This is a genomic window from Streptomyces sp. NPDC002643, assembly GCF_053592555.1.
Window position 1 is genome coordinate 193,210 of record NZ_JBSFVY010000010.1, and the last position, 17,526, is coordinate 210,735.

The window sequence follows — 17,526 nt, forward strand, 5'->3', positions numbered from 1 at the left end:
TTCAGCTGCGGGCCATCGTGCCGCTGGGGCGGCACGGGTGGGCGCAGGCGGCACCTCATAACCGCCGAGCTGTGGAACGTCCCCCCGCCCAGCCCCAGTCGCCGGGCGCACTGAGAAGGCCTGGAGCACCGAGAATTCTTCGGCGCCCAGGCCTTCGGCGTCGCGCACGTCGAACATCCGCCCCCACCGACGTACACCCGCGCACAGCGAAAGGGCGGGGCCCCGGATCGAAATCCGGGGCCCCGCCCTGAACGCTGCCGACGCCTACGGCGTACCTATATGCGTCAGTTGTCGTCCTCGTCGATCAGGAAGCCCCGCATCGGCGAGGGAGCCTGACCCATCGGGCCGGGGCCCTGCGGCCGGACCGGAGCCATCGGCTGGGTCATGGCCGGGGACATCTGCTGCTGACCGCCGTAGGACGGGGCGGCCGGCGCCGGGCCGCTGCCCATGCCACCGCCCATACCGCCCGGGTTGCCGCCGTACGACGGGGCGCTCGCGCCGGCCGGTGCCATGGAGGGCGCCGGGGACGGCGGAAGCGACGCGGTCGCCGGGGTGCGCGGCGGGGCCAGCGAGTCGTCGGCCTGGGTCTCCAGCTGACGCAGCTGCGACTCCAGGTAGGACTTCAGACGGGTGCGGTACTCGCGCTCGAAGCCACGCAGGTCCTCGACCTTGCGCTCCAGCGTGGCGCGGGCGGACTCCAGGGAGCCCATCGCGACGCGGTGCTTCTCCTGCGCGTCCCGCTCCAGGGCGTCGGCCTTGGCACGGGCGTCACGCTCAAGACCCTCGGCACGCGAACGCGCCTCGCCGACGATCTTGTTGGCCTCGGAGCGGGCCTCGGCGATCGCCTGGTCGGCGGTCTGCTGGGCCAGCGAGAGGACACGCGCGGCGCTGTCGCCACCGGGACCCTGACCGGGGCCGCCCATCGGACCGCCCATGGGACCGCCCATCGGGCCACCCATCTGCTGCTGCATGGGAGGCTGGCCGCCCATGGGACCCTGGCCGAGCTGGCCCTGGCCCATCTGCGGCTGCATCTGGCCCTGACCCATGGGGCCCTGGCCCATCGGTCCCTGACCCATCGGTCCGGGACCCTGCTGCCCTTGCCCACCGGGGCCCGCGGGCAGCTGCGGGGCGCCGCTCGGCAGCTGGGGAGGACCACCCATGGGGCCACCCATCTGCTGCGGCGGGCCCGATATCCCAGCGGGTACGGGTCCACCGGGACCGCGCATACCCTGCTGCTGCATACCGCCCTGTTGCATGCCGCCGCCTTGCTGCATGCCCCCTTGCGGCATGCCGCCCTGCTGCATGCCGCCCTGCTGCTGGTCCTGCGGACCGCCGGGGCCCTCCGGAGGCTTGCGCATGTTCTGCTGGTTCTGGGCAGCAGCGCGCGTGGCGGCGGCCAGTTTGGCCCGCAGGTCCTCGTTCTCGCGGAGCAGGCGCGTCAGTTCGGCTTCGACCTCATCGAGGAAGGCATCGACCTCGTCCTCGTCATAGCCTTCTCGGAGGCGGACGGTCGTGAACTGCTTGTTCCGCACGTCCTCGGGGGTCAACGGCATCTCTTCACCTCAACGTAGTCGTCGGCATTCGGCAAGACGTTAGTCACATCGCTCATCACAGCCGACCACCAACGATCGCGATCAGGATGTAGACGATGATCATCAGTACGAAGAAGGACAGGTCGAGCGCCACGCCCCCGAGACGCAGCGGCGGAATGAACCGCCGCAGAAGCTTGAGCGGTGGATCAGTGACAGTGTAGGTGGCCTCCAGAACGACCACCATCGCCTTGCCGGGTTGCCATGAGCGGGCGAACTGGAACACATAGTCCATGACCAACCGGAAGATCAGCACGATGAGGAAGCAGAACAGCGCGATGTAGATGACTTGCAGGACCACGCTCATGATCTGCGCTTACCTCTCCCCAGTTTCCGTTTCGTGCGTTTCGTTCCGGTGGTGCGTCTCAGCTCTGGTTGAAGAACCCGCCCTCTGCGATGCGGGCCTTGTCCTCCGCCGTGACATCGACGTTAGCAGGCGACAACAGGAACACCTTCTGCGTCACCCGCTCGATGCTGCCGTGAAGACCAAACACCAAACCGGCAGCAAAGTCGACAAGTCGCTTCGCATCTGTGTCGTCCATCTCAGTCAAGTTCATGATCACCGGAGTGCCTTCACGGAAGTGTTCCCCGATGGTACGGGCCTCGTTGTAGGTCCGCGGGTGCAACGTGGTGATCCGGTAAGGCTCTCGCTCGGACACGACCTTGGGCATGATCACCGGTGCGCTTTTCTCCAGACTCGAACGTTCTTGTGTGATGGACGCCACGGGCGCGATCCGGGCGGGTCGCACCGATTCCGCGGGGAGCGAAGGCGCGTGCGAGGCCGGTTCGCGCTGCACCGGCGGCTGCACCACTCGTACCGATTCTTCCCTTTGGGGCTGGTGTGACTGGTGCGCCTGATGCACCGGCTCGTGGCGCCGGTGGTCCCTCTCGGGCTCCGGGTCGAGCTCGGGCTCGAAGTCGTCATCGGGGTCGAATCCCCTGCCGTCGTACCCATCGTCCTCCACGAGGCCGAGGTAGACCGCCATCTTGCGCATCGCGCCGGCCATGCTCTGAGTCCTCCGCTCTGTGGTGGATCGACTGACGACTTCCCAAGTGCCCGCGATCCACGAGGTCGTTGCGCCCGCCCTTCGACGGAATGACCATATTTTCTGCTGTGGTCCGACTTCTTGGCGACGTTACCCGAGCCCGGGACGGACTCCGAGTACCGCAGTGCCGACGCGTACATGTGTCGCCCCGGCCGCCACGGCATCCTCAAGGTCCGCACTCATCCCTGCCGAGACCATGTTCGCAGCCGGATGGGCTCGGCGCAGGTGGGTCGACAAATCCATCAACCGCTCGAAGGCCGCCCGTTGCCGTCCGGCATACTCCCCAGCCAGCGGCGCTACGGTCATCAGACCATCGAGCCGCACCCCCGGCGATTCCCCGACGAGGTCGGCCAACTCTTCGATTCCGCCCGGCCCCACACCACCGCGCGCCCCCCGTCCGCTCTCGTCCGCGTCGAGCGCGACCTGGATGAGACACCCCACCTCGCGCCCGACGCGTACCGCTTCCTTGGACAGAGCCGTGACAAGCCTGGAACGATCCACGGACTGCACGAGATCCGCATAACGCACCACGGAACGGACCTTGTTGGTCTGCAACTGCCCAACAAAGTGCCATACAAGGGGCAGATCCGAGCATTCGGCCGCCTTGGGTGCCGCGTCCTGGTCCTTGTTCTCGGCGACATGACGCACACCGAGTTCCGACAGAATCCGCACATCGCTCGCCGGATACGTCTTGGTGACCACGATCAGCGTCACCTCGTCGCGCTTGCGACCCGCGGCCGCGCACGCCTCGGCGATACGACGCTCCACCTTCGCCAGGTTTTCGGCGAGTTGTTCCCTACGGTCCGTCATGTCCCTCAGCCCAGCCAGACATATCCCGCGAGTCGCCCTGTGGTGCGGTCGCGGCGGTACGAAAAGTGGTCGCGCGACTCCAGCGTGCACACCGGCGACTGCTCCCAGTTGTGCACCCCGAGCCGCTCCAGTTGGGAGTGCACTCCGGCGCACACATCCACAGAGGGCGTGCCCCAACTGGTCTCGGCGTACGCCGTCGGCTCGACGGCGGCCACCTCGGCGCGCATCGCCTCGGGCACTTCATAACAACGACCGCAGACGGCGGGTCCGGTGCGGGCGACGATCCGGGCGGGCTCGGCGCCGAGTTCGATCATGGCCTTGACGGCGGCGGGGACCACCCCGGCGACCATGCCGGGCCGCCCCGCGTGGGCGGCGGCCGCCACTCCGGCGACGGGGTCGGCCAGCAGGACGGGCACGCAGTCGGCGGTGAGCACTCCGAGGGCGAGACCGGGCCGGGTGGTGACGATCGCGTCGACGGCCGGGATGTCGCCGGAACCCCACGGTCCGTCGACCACCGCGACATCGGCGCTGTGCACCTGCCTCATCCAGACCACCAGGTCCGGCTCCAGGCCCAGCGACTTGGCCGCCAGCTCCCGGTTGGTGCGTACGGCCTCGGCGTCGTCCCCGACCGCCCCGCCGAGATTGAGCTCCTCATACGGAGCGGCGCTCACCCCGCCCCACCGGTCGGTGAAGGCGAAGTGGGCGCCGCTCGTGTTCTCGCGCTGTGTTATCACGTCAGAAGGATCACTTGAGGAAGTCCGGCACGTCCAGTTCCTCCGCCGCGCTGTCCGTGTAGGAGCGGGACGGCGGTACGGGCGGGGAGAGCGGAAGGTCGTTCACCGGCTCGGGGGCGGGCACCGGCTCCTCCTTCGGCTTGACGCTGCCGAGCGAGCCGAAGCTCGGGCGGGTCTCGGCGGGCCGCACCGGCGCCGGCTCCTCGCGCTTGGCCGCGGCCGAGCCGAGGATGTTGTCCCGCTTGGCCGGGGGCTGGCCGCCGTCGAAGCCGGCCGCGATGACCGTGACGCGGACCTCGTCGCCGAGGGCGTCGTCGATCACGGCACCGAAGATGATGTTGGCCTCGGGGTGGGCGGCCTCGCTGACCAGCTGGGCGGCCTCGTTGATCTCGAACAGACCGAGGTCGGAGCCACCGGAGATGGAGAGCAGCACGCCCCGGGCGCCGTCGATGGAGGCTTCCAGCAGCGGCGAGGAGATCGCCATCTCGGCGGCGGCCACCGCGCGGTCGTCGCCGCGGGCCGAGCCGATGCCCATGAGGGCCGAACCGGCCTCGGACATCACGGACTTGACGTCGGCGAAGTCGAGGTTGATCAGACCGGGCGTGGTGATGAGGTCGGTGATGCCCTGGACACCCGAGAGCAGGACCTGGTCGGCGGACTTGAAGGCGTCGAGGACCGAGACCTGGCGGTCCGAGATGGACAGCAGCCGGTCGTTCGGGATGACGATGAGGGTGTCGACCTCTTCGCGGAGCTCGGCGATGCCGTCCTCGGCCTGGTTGGCGCGGCGCCGTCCCTCGAAGGTGAACGGGCGGGTGACCACACCGATGGTGAGGGCGCCCAGGGAGCGGGCGATGTTGGCCACGACGGGTGCGCCGCCGGTGCCGGTGCCGCCGCCCTCGCCGGCCGTCACGAAGACCATGTCGGCCCCCTTGAGGACCTCCTCGATCTCCTCGCGGTGGTCCTCGGCGGCCTTGCGGCCGACCGCCGGGTTGGCGCCGGCGCCAAGGCCTCGCGTGAGTTCGCGGCCGACGTCGAGCTTGACGTCGGCGTCGCTCATCAACAGCGCCTGCGCGTCGGTGTTGATGGCGATGAACTCGACGCCCTTCAGACCGACCTCGATCATCCGGTTGATGGCATTGACACCACCGCCGCCGACACCGATGACTTTGATGACTGCGAGGTAGTTCTGCGGTGCTGCCACGTCGAAGGCCTCTCGCCTCGAGTTACGTGTCGCCGTCTCGCGAGGGGCTCGCGATGCGACGACTGATGCCGAAGTGGGACGGTCCGAACGCCGACCCGAACCCTAACCCTGAAGTTTAGGGTTACCAGTGTGTCTGTTCCTTGGACTCTTCCGAACAGGACACTAAGTCGACAAGTGGCGCACGTTCAACGAACACGCCGAACCTCCCGTTTTTCTTTTCACCCTATGTGATCAGCCATAGCGCTAGCCAACCAGGGTGCTGGCCTGCGCGGATGTACGTCAACTCCCTGATGACGCGGGCGCGGTGGGAACACTCACGTCGAAGTGCCCGGCGTCCGGGGCGGCTTTCATCAGGGCGGTGAGCGCACGGGCCTTCGCGCGACCCTTCTCCGCGCTTCCCCACGCGACGGTACGGTCGTCCGTCAACTCCAGTGAGATGGCGTCGTACGAACGGACCTTGACCACCAGGGTGTCGCGCGCGACGGCGGCCGGAATGGCGTCGGCGACCCGGACTGCCTCGCACACGAGTCGCCCCTCGCCGAATCGCCGCAGACTGGCTGCGGAGGAACCGGAACGAGACAGCTCCAATTCGAGAAGCGGAACGCCCTTCGGGGCGCGCGAAACCGTCGCGAAACGCACACCCTTCGCGTCCACTTCGACGTACTTGCCCGAATTTCCGGCCGCTTCGACAATGAGAACCGGAGTGCGTTCGCTCACTTTCAGCCCGATTCCATGAGGCCAGGAACGGATGACCTCAACCGAGTCAATTCGGGGCAATTTCTTGAGCAGTCGCGCTTCGATCCCGTCGAGGTCGACGGAAATGAGCGGATCACCGACGGGCACCTCGGCGGCTTCCCGGACCTGAGCCTCGGTCAGCACACGGGTGCCGGAGACCGAGACGGCCTCGGTCCGGAACCACGACGAGCCGTACAGCGCCCACACCGTGAATCCGCCGAGCAGCACCAGGGCCGCGGCGACGGCGATGAGTACACGGGGGCCGGGGCGGCGTCCGCCGAGGAGCGGGCCGGAATCCAGATCCTCGTCTGCGCCACGCTCGGCGGTGGTCGGTCCGGCCACGCGCGCTCCTTTCATGGCTCCCTCGCCTCCGGGGCGCCACAGTGCCCAATGTGCGGCTACCGCCGCGTGGCGGTGTCGAGACCCCGACCGTGCTCAGCCCTTCGGGCCTCCGCGCGCTCGGTCCCTCGACACCGACGCGCCCCTTCGGCTCACTCGCCGAGGTGTTACCGCCGGTGCGAGGCGATGGCCTCGTACACCATCCTCACCAGCAGGTCGTCGGCGTCCCGGCGGCCGAACTCGCTGGCGGCGCGGGACATCTCGTACAGCCGGTGCGGGTCGGCGAGTACGGGCAGGACGTTCTGCTGGACCCACTGGGGGGTCAGTTCCGCGTCGTCGACCAGCAGTCCGCCGCCGGCCTTGACCACCGGCTGGGCGTTGAGCCGCTGTTCGCCGTTGCCGATGGGCAGCGGGACGTAGGCGGCGGGGAGCCCGACGGCGGAGAGTTCGGCGACGGTCATCGCGCCCGCGCGGCAGAGCATCATGTCGGCCGCGGCGTACGCGAGGTCCATCCGGTCCAGGTACGGTACCGGGATGTACGGGGGCATTCCCGGCATCTGGTGTACCTGCGGCAGTTCGTTCTTCGGGCCGACCGCGTGCAGGATCTGGATGCCGGCCTGCTGGAGGTAGGGGGCGACCTGCTGGACGACCTCGTTGAGGCGGCGGGCACCCTGGGAGCCGCCGGAGACCAGCAGGGTCGGCAGGTTCGGGTCGAGGCCGAACAGGGCGCGGGCCTCGGGGCGGGCGGCGGCCCGGTCGAGGGTGGCGATGGAGCGGCGCAGCGGGATGCCGATGTAGCGGGCGTCACGGAGCTTGCTGTCCGGGGTGGAGACGGCGACCTGGGCGGCGTACCGGGAGCCGATCTTGTTGGCGAGGCCGGGGCGGGCGTTGGCCTCGTGGACGATGATCGGTACGCCGAGGCGCTTGGCGGCGAGATAGCCGGGCAGGGCGACATAGCCGCCGAAGCCGACGACGGCGTCCGCCTTGGTGCGCTCCAGGATCTGCTCGGTCGCCTTGATCGTGCCGCGCAGCCGGCCGGGCACGGTGATCAGCTCGGGGGTGGGCTTGCGCGGCAGGGGTACGGCGGGGATCAGCGCGAGTTCGTAGCCGCGCTCGGGGACGAGGCGTGTCTCAAGGCCGCGCTCCGTGCCCAGGGCCGTGATCCCGACGGTCGGGTCCTGCCTGCGCAGGGCGTCCGCGAGGGCGAGCGCGGGCTCGATGTGACCGGCGGTTCCGCCACCGGCGAGGACGACATGCACCGAAATTCACCGCTCTCCGGACGAGCGTGCCGAGGCGGCACGCCGTCGCATCGTGTTCCATCTCCCGGGCCCCGAAGGGCCGCCGCCCCGCTTTCTACCAAAGCGGGGTTGCCGCATCGCAAGCGCCGCCCGCGCAGCGGGATCGTCGCGCGCGAACGCGATCAGCAGCCCGATGGCGAACATGGTCGGCAGCAGGGCGGACCCTCCGTAGGAGAACAGCGGGAGCGGGACTCCGGCGATCGGCAGCAGGCCGAGCACCGCACCGATGTTGATCACCGCCTGAGCGGTGATCCAGGTGGTCACGCCTCCCGCGGCATACCTGACGAAGGGGTCCTCCGTGCGTCCGGCCACGCGGATACCCGCATAGCCTAGAGCCGCGAAGAGGGCGAGCACCGACAGCGTCCCCGCGAGGCCCAGTTCCTCACCGGTGACGGCGAAGATGAAGTCGGTGTGCGCTTCCGGGAGTTGGCCCCATTTTTCCACACTGGCGCCGAGCCCGGAGCCGAAGATTCCGCCCGAGGCGAGGGCGTAGATCCCATGCACGGCCTGCCAGCAGTCGACCCCGCCCGAGCGGGGCTCGGTGGCGCCGATACAGGCCAGCCGGGCCATACGGTTCTCGCTGGTCCGGATCAGGATGAAGCCGATGAACCCGGCGATGGACAGCACGCCCACGAACAGCCGGGTCGGCGCTCCGGCCAGCCACAGCAGGCCGAACAGGATGGCCGTGAGGATGATCGCGGTGCCCATGTCGCCGCCGAGCATGATCAGCCCGAGGAGCATGAACGCCACCGGAACGAGCGGCACCAGCATGTGCTTCCACTGCGTGAGCAGCCGCTTGTCCTCCTTGCGGGCGAGCAGGTCGGCGCCCCACAGCACGAGGGCGAGCTTGCCGAACTCGCTGGGCTGGATCTGGAACGAGCCGCCGACGGCGATCCAGTTCTGGTTGCCGTTGATCGACTGCCCTATCCCGGGGACCTGGACGAGCGCCATCAGGAAGACACAGCCGGCCAGGATCGGATAGGCCAGCGCCCGGTGCAGCTTCACCGGCATCCGCGTGGCGATCAGAAGCAGCACGGTGCCGATGGAGGCGGCCAGGAACTGCTTGCGGAAGAAGAACGTCCCCGGCTGCGACTTCTGCAGTGCCGTGATCTGCGAGGCCGAGTAGACCATCACCAGGCCCAGCACGGTGATCAGCAGGGTGCCGCCGAGAATCAGGTAGTACGCGGTGAGCGGCCGGTCCCAGGCCTTGCGGGCCCGGAGGTAGTACCGGCGCAGGGGGTTCTCACGCGGCGGCCTGGGGACGGGGGGCCGCCGCGTGACGCGTTGGAGGGGGGCACGTCTCGTACGGCTACTCGGCATCGCGGGCGCCTTCCCCGGCGACCGACCAGATCCGTGTCACGTGTTCCCTCCCGAGTTGACCCGGCTCGGCCGCCGGGCTGGGCGGGCCCGGCTCAGCCGTCGGCGGAGGCCAGTTCACGAACGGCGTCCGCGAAAGCGTCCCCGCGTTTGTTGTAGTTGACGAACATGTCCATGGAGGCGCACGCGGGTGCCAACAGCACCGTGTCGCCCGCTTGTGCGAGCCCCCGCGCCTCGCGGACCGCCGCGAGCATCGCCCCAGTGTCGGTCCGGTCGACGTCGACGACGGGCACTTCCGGGGCGTGTCGCGCGAGCGCTTCGCGGATCAGGGCGCGGTCGGCGCCGATCAGCACGACACCCCTCAGCCGCTTCGCGGAGGCCGCGACGAGTTCGTCGAAGACGGCGCCCTTGGCGAGCCCGCCCGCGATCCACACGATCGACTCGTACGCCGCCAACGAAGCCTGCGCGGCATGGGTGTTGGTCGCCTTGGAGTCGTCGATGTAGGCGACGCCGTCCACGTCGGCGACGTGCGCGATGCGGTGCGCGTCCGGGGTGAAGGCCCGCAGTCCGTCCCGTACGGCCTTGGGAGGCACCCCGAAGGCGCGGGCGAGGGCCGCCGCCGCGAGGGCGTTGGCGATGTTGTGCGGGGCGGGCGGGTTGACGTCGGAGACCTCGGCGAGTTCCTGGGCGTTCTTCTGCCGGTTCTCGACGAAGGCACGGTCGACCAGGATGCCCTCGACGACGCCGAGTTGGGACGGCCCGGGGGTGCCCAGGGTGAAGCCGATGGCCCGGCAGCCCTCCTCGACGTCCGCCTCGCGCACCAGGTCCTCGGTGACCTTCTCGGCCACGTTGTACACACAGGCGACGCGATTGCCCTCGTAGATACGGCCCTTGTCCTTGGCGTACGCCTCCATGGAACCGTGCCAGTCGAGGTGGTCGGGGGCGAGGTTGAGGACGGCGGCGGAGTGGGCGCGCAGGGAGGGCGCCCAGTGGAGCTGGTAGCTGGACAACTCCACGGCCAGCACGTCGTACTGCTCGTCGCCGAGGACGACGTCCAGCAGGGAGACCCCGATGTTGCCGACGGCGGCCGTGCGCAGGCCCGCCGCCGTCAGGATCGAGGCGAGCATCTGCACGGTCGTGGTCTTGCCGTTGGTGCCGGTGACGGCCAGCCAGGGCGCGGCATCCGGGCCCCGCAGGCGCCACGCCAACTCGACGTCGCCCCAGATCTCCAGGCCGGCCGCGCGGGCCGCGGCGAACAGCGGCTTGTCGGGCTTCCAGCCGGGGGTGGTGACGACGAGTTCGCTGCCCTCGGGCAGGGTCGCGCCGTCGCCGAGGCGCACGGTGATGCCGAGCGCCTCCAGTTCGGCGGCCTGTGCCCGGGCGCGTTCGTCGTCGCCGTCGTTGACGACCGTGACGGCGGCGCCGAGGCCGTGCAGGACCTTGGCCGCCGGGATGCCGGAGACGCCGAGGCCGGCGACGGTGACGTGCTTGCCCTGCCAGTCGATCACTTCTCGGCCGCCCATCCCGCGTAGAAGAGGCCCAGTCCGACGATCACACAGATGCCCTGGATGATCCAGAAGCGGACCACGACAAGGACCTCGGACCACCCCTTGAGTTCGAAGTGGTGCTGGAGCGGGGCCATCCGGAAGACCCGCTTGCCGGTCAGCTTGAACGAGCCGACCTGGATGACGACCGACATGGTGATGAGGACGAACAGACCGCCGAGGAGCGCCAGCAGCAGCTCGGTGCGGGAGCAGATCGCGAGACCGGCGAGCGCGCCGCCGAGGGCCAGCGAACCGGTGTCGCCCATGAAGATCTTCGCCGGGGAGGTGTTCCACCACAGGAAGCCGAGGCAGGCGCCCATCAGCGCGGAGGCCACGATCGCCAGGTCGAGGGGATCTCGTACCTCGTAACAGGCGGCCGGGTTGGTCAGGGTCAGCGTGTTGGCGCAGGACTCCTGGAACTGCCAGACGCCGATGAAGGTGTAGGCGCCGAAGACGAGGACGGAGGCGCCGGTGGCGAGGCCGTCCAGACCGTCGGTGAGGTTCACGCCGTTCGACATGGCGAGGATCATGAACAGGGCCCAGATCACGAACAGCACGGGGCCGATCGTCCAGCCGAAGTCCTGCACGAAGGAGAGCTTGGTGGAGGCCGGCGTCTGGTCGCGGGCGTCCGGGAACTGCAGTGCGAGGACCGCGAAGGCGATACCGACGATCAGCTGGCCGGCCATCTTCGCCTTGGCCCTCAGGCCCAGCGAACGCCGCTTCACGATCTTGATGTAGTCGTCGAGGAAGCCGACGAGGCCCATGCCGCCCATCAGACCGAGCACCAGCAGACCGGAGAAGGTCGGCGGGTAGCCGGTGATCAGCTTGGACAGGAAGTAGGCGGCGATCGTCGCCAGGATGAAGGCGATACCACCCATGGTCGGCGTACCGCGCTTGCTGGCGTGCTCGCGCGGGCCGTCGTCGCGGATGTACTGGCCGTAGCCCTTGCGGGCGAGCAGCTTGATCAGCAACGGCGTGCCGATCAGCGTCAGGAAGAGGCCAATGACTCCCGCGAACAGGATCTGCTTCATCATCGGGCGGAAACCTCACCCTCGGCACCGGTCTGGAGCAGCGCCTGCGCAACGCTCTCCAGCCCGACCGAACGGGACGCCTTCACGAGTACGACGTCTCCCGGGCGCAACTGACTGCGCAACAGGTCGACCGCCGCCTGTGCGTCGGACACGTGCACCGACTCCTCACCCCACGAACCCTCGTTATATGCGCCCAGTTGCAGCCAGGACGCTTCCCTGCCCCCGACCGCGACGAGCTTGCCGACATTGAGCCGGACGGCGAGCCGTCCGACCGCGTCGTGCTCGGCGAGCGCCTCGTCCCCGAGCTCGGCCATCTTGCCGAGCACCGCCCACGTACGACCCCCTTTTGCCCGTGAGGCTTCGCCCATCGCCGCGAGCGCGCGCAGAGCGGCTCGCATGGACTCGGGGTTCGCGTTGTAGGCGTCGTTGACGACCGTCACGCCGTCCGGGCGCTCGGTGACCTCCATCCGCCAGCGGGAGAGGGAGCCCGCCTCGGAGAGCGCGGTGGCGATCTCTTCCGCGGACATGCCCAGCTCATGGGCGACGGCGGCCGCGGCGAGCGCGTTCGACACGTGGTGCTCACCGTACAGGCGCATGGTCACATCGCTTGCACCGGAGGGTGTGTGAAGCCTGAACATCGGCTGTCCCGCGTCCGTGAGCGTCACGTTCTCGGCCCGTACGTCCGCTTCGTCGGACTCGCCGAAGAGGAGCACCTTCGCCTTCGTACGGGACGCCATGGCGCGTACGAGGGGGTCGTCGGCGTTCAGGATCGCCGCGCCGCCCTCGCTCGCGGGCGGAAGGGCCTCGACCAACTCGCCCTTGGCCTGCGCGATCTGCTCCCGGCCGCCGAACTCGCCGATGTGGGCGGTGCCGACGTTGAGCACGAGGCCGATCCTCGGCGGGGTCAGATCGGTGAGGTAGCGGATGTGACCGATGCCTCGGGCGCCCATCTCCAGGACCAGGAAACGGGTTTCCCCGGTGGCGCTGAGCGCGGTGAGGGGCAGCCCGATCTCGTTGTTGAAGGAGCCGGGCGTCCACACGGTCGGCGCCTTGCGCTGGAGCACCTGCGCGATGAGGTCCTTGGTGCTGGTCTTGCCCGCGGAGCCGGTGAGGGCGACCAGGGTCGCCCCGAGCTTCGTCACGACGTGGCGGGCGAGGGCGCCGAGGGCCCTCGGCACGTCCGGTACGACGATCGCGGGTACGCCGACGGGGCGGGAGGCAAGCACGGCCGCCGCGCCCGCCTCGACGACGGCGGTCGCGTAGTCGTGACCGTCCACGCGTTCGCCGACGAAGGCGACGAAGAGGCTGCCGGGCTCCACCTCACGGGAGTCCCGGACGACCGGCCCGGTGACCTGGACCGATGTATCCGGTATGTCGTGCGTCTGCCCGCCGACGGCTTCCGCGATCTCGGCGAGAGAGAGGGCGATCACAAGTACATCCCCTGGATCTTCTGGATTTTCATCCCTGGGTTTTCCGGATGGCTTCGCCAAGCACCTGGCGGTCGTCGAAGGGACGGATCACACCGGCGACGTCCTGGCCCTGCTCATGGCCCTTGCCCGCGACCAGCACGGTGTCGCCGGGTCGCGCGCGTCCCACGGCGGCGGCGATCGCGGCGGCCCGGTCCTCGAAGAGGAGGACCTCGCCGCGCTCGTGCGCGGGCACGGAGGCCGCGCCTTCGAGCATGGTGGCGAGGATCGCGAGGGGGTCCTCGGAGCGGGGGTTGTCGGAGGTCAGTACGGCGGTGTCGGCGTACCGGGCGACGGCGGCACCCATGGGCGCGCGCTTGGTGCGGTCCCGGTCGCCGCCGCAGCCGAGGACGGCGTGCAGATGGCCCTTGGTGACCTTGCGCAGCGCCTTGAGGACCGACTCGACGGCGTCCGTCTTGTGGGCGTAGTCGACGACCGCGAGATACGGCTGTCCGGCGTCGACGCGCTCCAGGCGGCCCGGCACCCCGGGTACGGCGGCGACGCCGTCGGCGGCGGCCCGCGGGTCGAGCCCGGCGGTGGCCAGGGCGACGATCGCGGCGAGGGCGTTGGCGACGTTGAAGGGGCCCGGCAGCGGCGCCTTGGCGGTGATCCGCTCGTCCTTGGGCCCGAGCGCGGTGAACGTGGAGTCCATCGGCCCGACCTCGACGTCCTCGGCACGCCAGTCGGCGTCGGGGTGCCCCTCGGCGGAGAAGGTGACGACCGGGACGGTGGCCTCCTTCACCAGCCTGCGGCCGTACTCGTCGTCGAGATTGACCACGCCGGTCCTGCTGCGTTCCGGCGTGAACAGCCGGGCCTTCGCCTGGAAGTAGTCCTCCATGTCGGAGTGGAACTCCATGTGTTCCGGGCTCAGGTTGTTGAACACGGCGACGTCGAAGACACAGCCGTCGACCCGGCCGAGGACCAGGGCGTGGCTGGACACCTCCATGACGACCGCCTCGGCGCCCCTTTCCCGCATGACCGCGAAGAGGGCCTGGAGGTCGGTGGCCTCGGGGGTGGTGCGCTCGGACTTGACGCGCTCGTCGCCGACACGGATCTCGACGGTGCCGATGAGGCCGCTGGGACGGGTGGCGTTCAGGCCGCCCTCGACGAGGTAGGCCGTGGTGGTCTTGCCGGAGGTGCCGGTGATGCCGATCTGGAGCAGGTCGTCCCCGGGGCGGCCGTAGATGGTGGCCGCCGCCTCGCCCATCCGCCCGCGCGGGTTGTCGACGACCAGGACGGGCAGGCCCGTCGCGGTGGCGCGCTCGGCGCCGCTCGGGTCGGTGAGCACGGTCGCCGCGCCGAGGCCGGCGGCCTGGGTGACGAAGTCGGCGCCGTGCAGTCGCGCGCCGGGGAGGGCGACATAGAGGTCGCCGGGGCGGACGGCGCGCGAGTCATGGGTGATGCCCGTGATCCCGGCGGCGGCCTCCGGCGCGGTGAGCCCCAGCTGTTCGGCCAGCTCCGCGAGGGGTGTGGCGGAGACCTGGGTCGGCCTGGGCAGTCCCGGATGGTTCACGGGAACGCCCTTCTGGGTGGTTTGGGACTGATCAGCGTGTGGCACGGCGGTGAGCGTACCGGGCACACCCCCGCCGGAGCTAAAAGGGAGCCCGCGCGAAGCGCGGTCCGGCGAGGGCGGTGGTGGATGACGGGTGGGCGAGGGTTTGGGCGAGGGGGGCTGTGCTTCTCGGTTCCCCCGGTCGGGAGTGATCATGGTCACGGGTGGGTTCCTGGCTGGGGATCGGTGGGCCGTTCACGGTGTGAACGTGACGGGCAGATTCGCGGGCTTCGCGCCGGTCGGCGGGACCTGGAGGGTCTTCAGGGAGAACTCCATGACCTCCTTGAAGATGGGCCCGCAGATCTGGCCGCCGAAGTAGCTGCCCTCGGTGGCGTTCTGGATCGCGCAGTAGACGGTGATCCTCGGGTTGTCGGCGGGTGCGAACCCGGCGAACGACGACGTGTAGCCGCGGTACCTTCCGGTGGCCGGGTCCACACGGTTGGCCGTGCCCGTCTTGCCCGCGACCCGGTAGCCGGGGATGCGCGCCTTCGTGCCGGTGCCCTCTTCGTCGTCCACGACGGACTCCATCATCCTGGCGAGGGTCTTCGCCGTCTTCTCGCTCACGACCCTGCTCTTCTTCGGCTCGGCCGCGGGGGTGAACCGCCCGTCGGGCCCCTTGGTGCCCCGTACGAGGGTCGGTTCGACGCGTACGCCGCCGTTGGCGATCGTCGAGTAGACGGAGGCCGCCTGCAGGGCGTTTATCGACACGCCCTGGCCGAAGGGGATCGTGTACTGCTGCGAGGTGGACCAGTCGGCGGGGGCGGCGAGGATGCCCTTGGTCTCGCCGGGGAAGCCGAGGCCGGTGTAGCTGCCGATGCCGAACTTGCGCAGGTAGGAGTAGAGAACGCGGTTGGACTCCCGCTGGTTCTTGCCGAGTTCGCCGGTGGCGAGGATGGTGCCGATGTTGCTGGACTTGGCGAGGACTCCGTTGAGCGTGAGATACCACGTCGGGTGATTGATGTCGTCCTGGAAAAGCCGGTCGCCGCGGTGCAGTCGGTTGGGCACCGTGACATGCGTCTCGGGTGTGGCGACGTTCTCCTCCAGGACGGCGGCCATTGACATGACCTTGGCGGTGGAGCCGGGTTCGTAGGCGTCCTGGACGGCCGCGTTGCCCAGGGCGTCCGGGTTCGCCTCGGTGAGGTCATTGGGGTCGAAGCCGGGCGAGTTGGCCATGGCGAGGATCTCGCCGGTGCGGGTGTCCTGCACGATCACGTAACCGCGGTCGGCCTTGGACTCCTTCACCTGCTCGGTGATGGCGTTCTGCGCGGCCCACTGGATGTCCCGGTCGATGGTCAGCTCGACGTCGGAGCCGGCCACGGCGGGGGTCTCGGTGGAGCCCGCGGTGGGGACGAGCCGGCCGCCGGACTGGGCGTAGCGGATCTTGCCGTCCTTGCCGGCCAGCGTCTTGTTCAGCTGCTGCTCGATGCCGCCGCCGCCCTTGCCCTCGGCGTTGACCCAGCCCAGTATTCCGGCGGCGAGGTCGCCATTGGGGTACACACGCTTGCTGCTGGGCTCCTGGAAGACGCCGGCGAGGACGTTGACGGTGCTCTTGTCGTCGGCGGCCTTCTTGACGAGGGCGCTCTTCAGGTCGCTGATCTGGTTCCAGACCTGGGGGGTCTGGCGGCGGGCCAGCAGCACATAGCGGGTGTTCTCGGTGCGCAGCTTCTCGGCGATCGTCTCCTGGTCGGCGTCGAGGATCGGGGCGAGGAGGGCGGCCGCCTGCTCGGGGCCGTCGTCGATCTTGAGTTGCTCGCGCGTGAACATCGTGGGGTCGGCGGTGATGTCGTTGGCGTCGGTGCTGATGGCCAGGGCGACGCCGTTGCGGTCGGTGATACCGCCCCGGTCGGCGGCCAGGACCCGGCCGACGTAGCGGTTCTGATCGGCCTTGGCCGCGTACTCGCTCGCGTCGACGGCCTGCACCTGGAGCAGTCGTACGACGAAGGCGATCATCACCAGGGTCAGCGCGAGGCTCACCATGCGCAGCCGGGGGCGGGGGCTGCCCAGGCGGATGGTGCGCCCGGCGGGCTGTCGGGGCGCGGGTGGCCGACGCTGGGCGGCGGGCCGGGCGCCCGGGCCAGGGCGGCGCTGCGGGGAGCCGGGGCGCGCGGGCCTGGCGGGTCCGGGCACCCGGCGGCGAGGCGGCTGCCTGCCTGAATCGACCACTTCCGTCACCTGCCGGGGTTCATCGAGAGCGGGGTGGACTGTACGGAGGGGGTGGGCGCCGCAGCCGGTGCCTCCACCGGAGCCTCCGCTGGTGCTTCCACGGGTGCCTCGGCGGCTCCGGGCTGTTCCGCGGGCGCCTGCTCGGGTGCCGCCGCGGGCTCCTCGGCCGGGGCCTGCCGCTCCGGAGCGGCCGAGGGCGTGGGCGTCGGTGTGGGGGCCTCGGGCGGTTGGTCGTCGAGGACTTCGGGGGCGAGGACGAGGGGCACGCGCGCGCTGGACTGCTGGACGGCCGGTCCCGGTACGCCCTTGACGGTGCCGTCGGGGTTCAGGAACGCGGGGTCGCCGCCGGGCACCATGCCCAGCTCGCGGGCGCGGCGCTGGAGGGCCTCGGGGGCGGAGTAGGCGTCCACATCGCGCTGGAGCGCCTGTTCCTCGTCGGTGTAGCTCTTCACGTCGTCCTGGAGGTCGTCCAGTTTGAACGCCCCTTCGCTGAGCGCGGAGTTCAGCACGAGCAGTCCGATGAGGCCGCCGCCGAGGAGCAGCACGACAAGGAGGACGAACGGGGTGCGGGCGGCCTGGCCGGTGTGGGCGGGCAGCAGCCGCGCGAGCCGGGCGGCACGCCCCCTCAGTTCGGGTTTCCTACTCACGTGCCCTCCCTGCGAGTTCGGTTTCCGGACTCACACCCGGCATCGGCTCATCGG

At 69.8% G+C, this 17,526-nt stretch carries 15 protein-coding genes; all 15 read right to left on the reverse strand.

Annotation, left to right across the window (positions count from 1 at the left end; translation table 11 throughout):
* Positions 1-284 precede the first annotated feature (284 nt).
* Positions 285-1,553, reverse strand: coding sequence for a DivIVA domain-containing protein (locus tag ACWD4G_RS17590; protein WP_451294237.1), 1,269 nt, complete (start codon positions 1,551-1,553; stop codon positions 285-287).
* 55 nt (positions 1,554-1,608) lie between these two features.
* Complete coding sequence (locus ACWD4G_RS17595; protein ID WP_451294239.1) at positions 1,609-1,896, reverse strand: YggT family protein; 288 nt, start codon at positions 1,894-1,896, stop codon at positions 1,609-1,611.
* Positions 1,897-1,954: 58 nt separating this feature from the next.
* A complete protein-coding gene (gene sepF / locus ACWD4G_RS17600) occupies positions 1,955-2,596 on the reverse strand; it encodes a cell division protein SepF (protein WP_451294241.1) in 642 nt (213 codons plus the stop codon).
* A gap of 129 nt (positions 2,597-2,725) precedes the next feature.
* Positions 2,726-3,445, reverse strand: a complete 720-nt coding sequence (locus ACWD4G_RS17605; protein WP_451294243.1) for a YggS family pyridoxal phosphate-dependent enzyme — start codon at positions 3,443-3,445, stop codon at positions 2,726-2,728.
* A 5-nt stretch (positions 3,446-3,450) separates the two neighbouring features.
* Complete coding sequence (gene pgeF, locus ACWD4G_RS17610; protein ID WP_451294245.1) at positions 3,451-4,179, reverse strand: peptidoglycan editing factor PgeF; 729 nt, start codon at positions 4,177-4,179, stop codon at positions 3,451-3,453.
* 10 nt (positions 4,180-4,189) lie between these two features.
* The gene (gene ftsZ, locus ACWD4G_RS17615; protein WP_451294247.1) at positions 4,190-5,380 is read right to left on the reverse strand and encodes a cell division protein FtsZ; all 1,191 of its coding nucleotides are present in this window, start codon (positions 5,378-5,380) and stop codon (positions 4,190-4,192) included.
* Positions 5,381-5,659: 279 nt separating this feature from the next.
* Entirely contained in the window at positions 5,660-6,457 is a 798-nt protein-coding gene (locus ACWD4G_RS17620; RefSeq protein WP_451294249.1) for a cell division protein FtsQ/DivIB, read from the reverse strand.
* 164 nt (positions 6,458-6,621) lie between these two features.
* The gene (murG, locus tag ACWD4G_RS17625; RefSeq protein WP_451294251.1) at positions 6,622-7,713 is read right to left on the reverse strand and encodes an undecaprenyldiphospho-muramoylpentapeptide beta-N-acetylglucosaminyltransferase; all 1,092 of its coding nucleotides are present in this window, start codon (positions 7,711-7,713) and stop codon (positions 6,622-6,624) included.
* A gap of 6 nt (positions 7,714-7,719) precedes the next feature.
* The gene (gene ftsW, locus ACWD4G_RS17630; protein WP_451294253.1) at positions 7,720-9,072 is read right to left on the reverse strand and encodes a putative lipid II flippase FtsW; all 1,353 of its coding nucleotides are present in this window, start codon (positions 9,070-9,072) and stop codon (positions 7,720-7,722) included.
* 92 nt (positions 9,073-9,164) lie between these two features.
* Positions 9,165-10,592, reverse strand: coding sequence for a UDP-N-acetylmuramoyl-L-alanine--D-glutamate ligase (gene murD, locus ACWD4G_RS17635; RefSeq protein WP_451294255.1), 1,428 nt, complete (start codon positions 10,590-10,592; stop codon positions 9,165-9,167).
* Positions 10,574-11,647 carry a phospho-N-acetylmuramoyl-pentapeptide-transferase gene (mraY, locus tag ACWD4G_RS17640; RefSeq protein WP_451294257.1) on the reverse strand — a complete coding sequence of 358 codons (1,074 nt, stop codon included), beginning with the start codon at positions 11,645-11,647 and terminating at the stop codon, positions 10,574-10,576. The genes murD and mraY overlap by 19 nt, the downstream gene beginning before the upstream one ends.
* On the reverse strand, positions 11,644-13,074 hold the full coding sequence (locus ACWD4G_RS17645; protein ID WP_451294259.1) for a UDP-N-acetylmuramoyl-tripeptide--D-alanyl-D-alanine ligase: 1,431 nt from the start codon (positions 13,072-13,074) through the stop codon (positions 11,644-11,646). The genes mraY and ACWD4G_RS17645 overlap by 4 nt, the downstream gene beginning before the upstream one ends.
* 28 nt (positions 13,075-13,102) lie before the next feature.
* On the reverse strand, positions 13,103-14,623 hold the full coding sequence (locus ACWD4G_RS17650; protein WP_451294261.1) for a UDP-N-acetylmuramoyl-L-alanyl-D-glutamate--2,6-diaminopimelate ligase: 1,521 nt from the start codon (positions 14,621-14,623) through the stop codon (positions 13,103-13,105).
* 234 nt (positions 14,624-14,857) lie between these two features.
* Positions 14,858-16,639 carry a peptidoglycan D,D-transpeptidase FtsI family protein gene (locus ACWD4G_RS17655; protein WP_451294416.1) on the reverse strand — a complete coding sequence of 594 codons (1,782 nt, stop codon included), beginning with the start codon at positions 16,637-16,639 and terminating at the stop codon, positions 14,858-14,860.
* A gap of 191 nt (positions 16,640-16,830) precedes the next feature.
* Positions 16,831-17,472 (reverse strand): hypothetical protein, encoded by a 642-nt coding sequence (locus ACWD4G_RS17660; RefSeq protein ID WP_451294263.1) that lies wholly within the window; start codon positions 17,470-17,472, stop codon positions 16,831-16,833.
* Positions 17,473-17,526 lie beyond the last annotated feature (54 nt).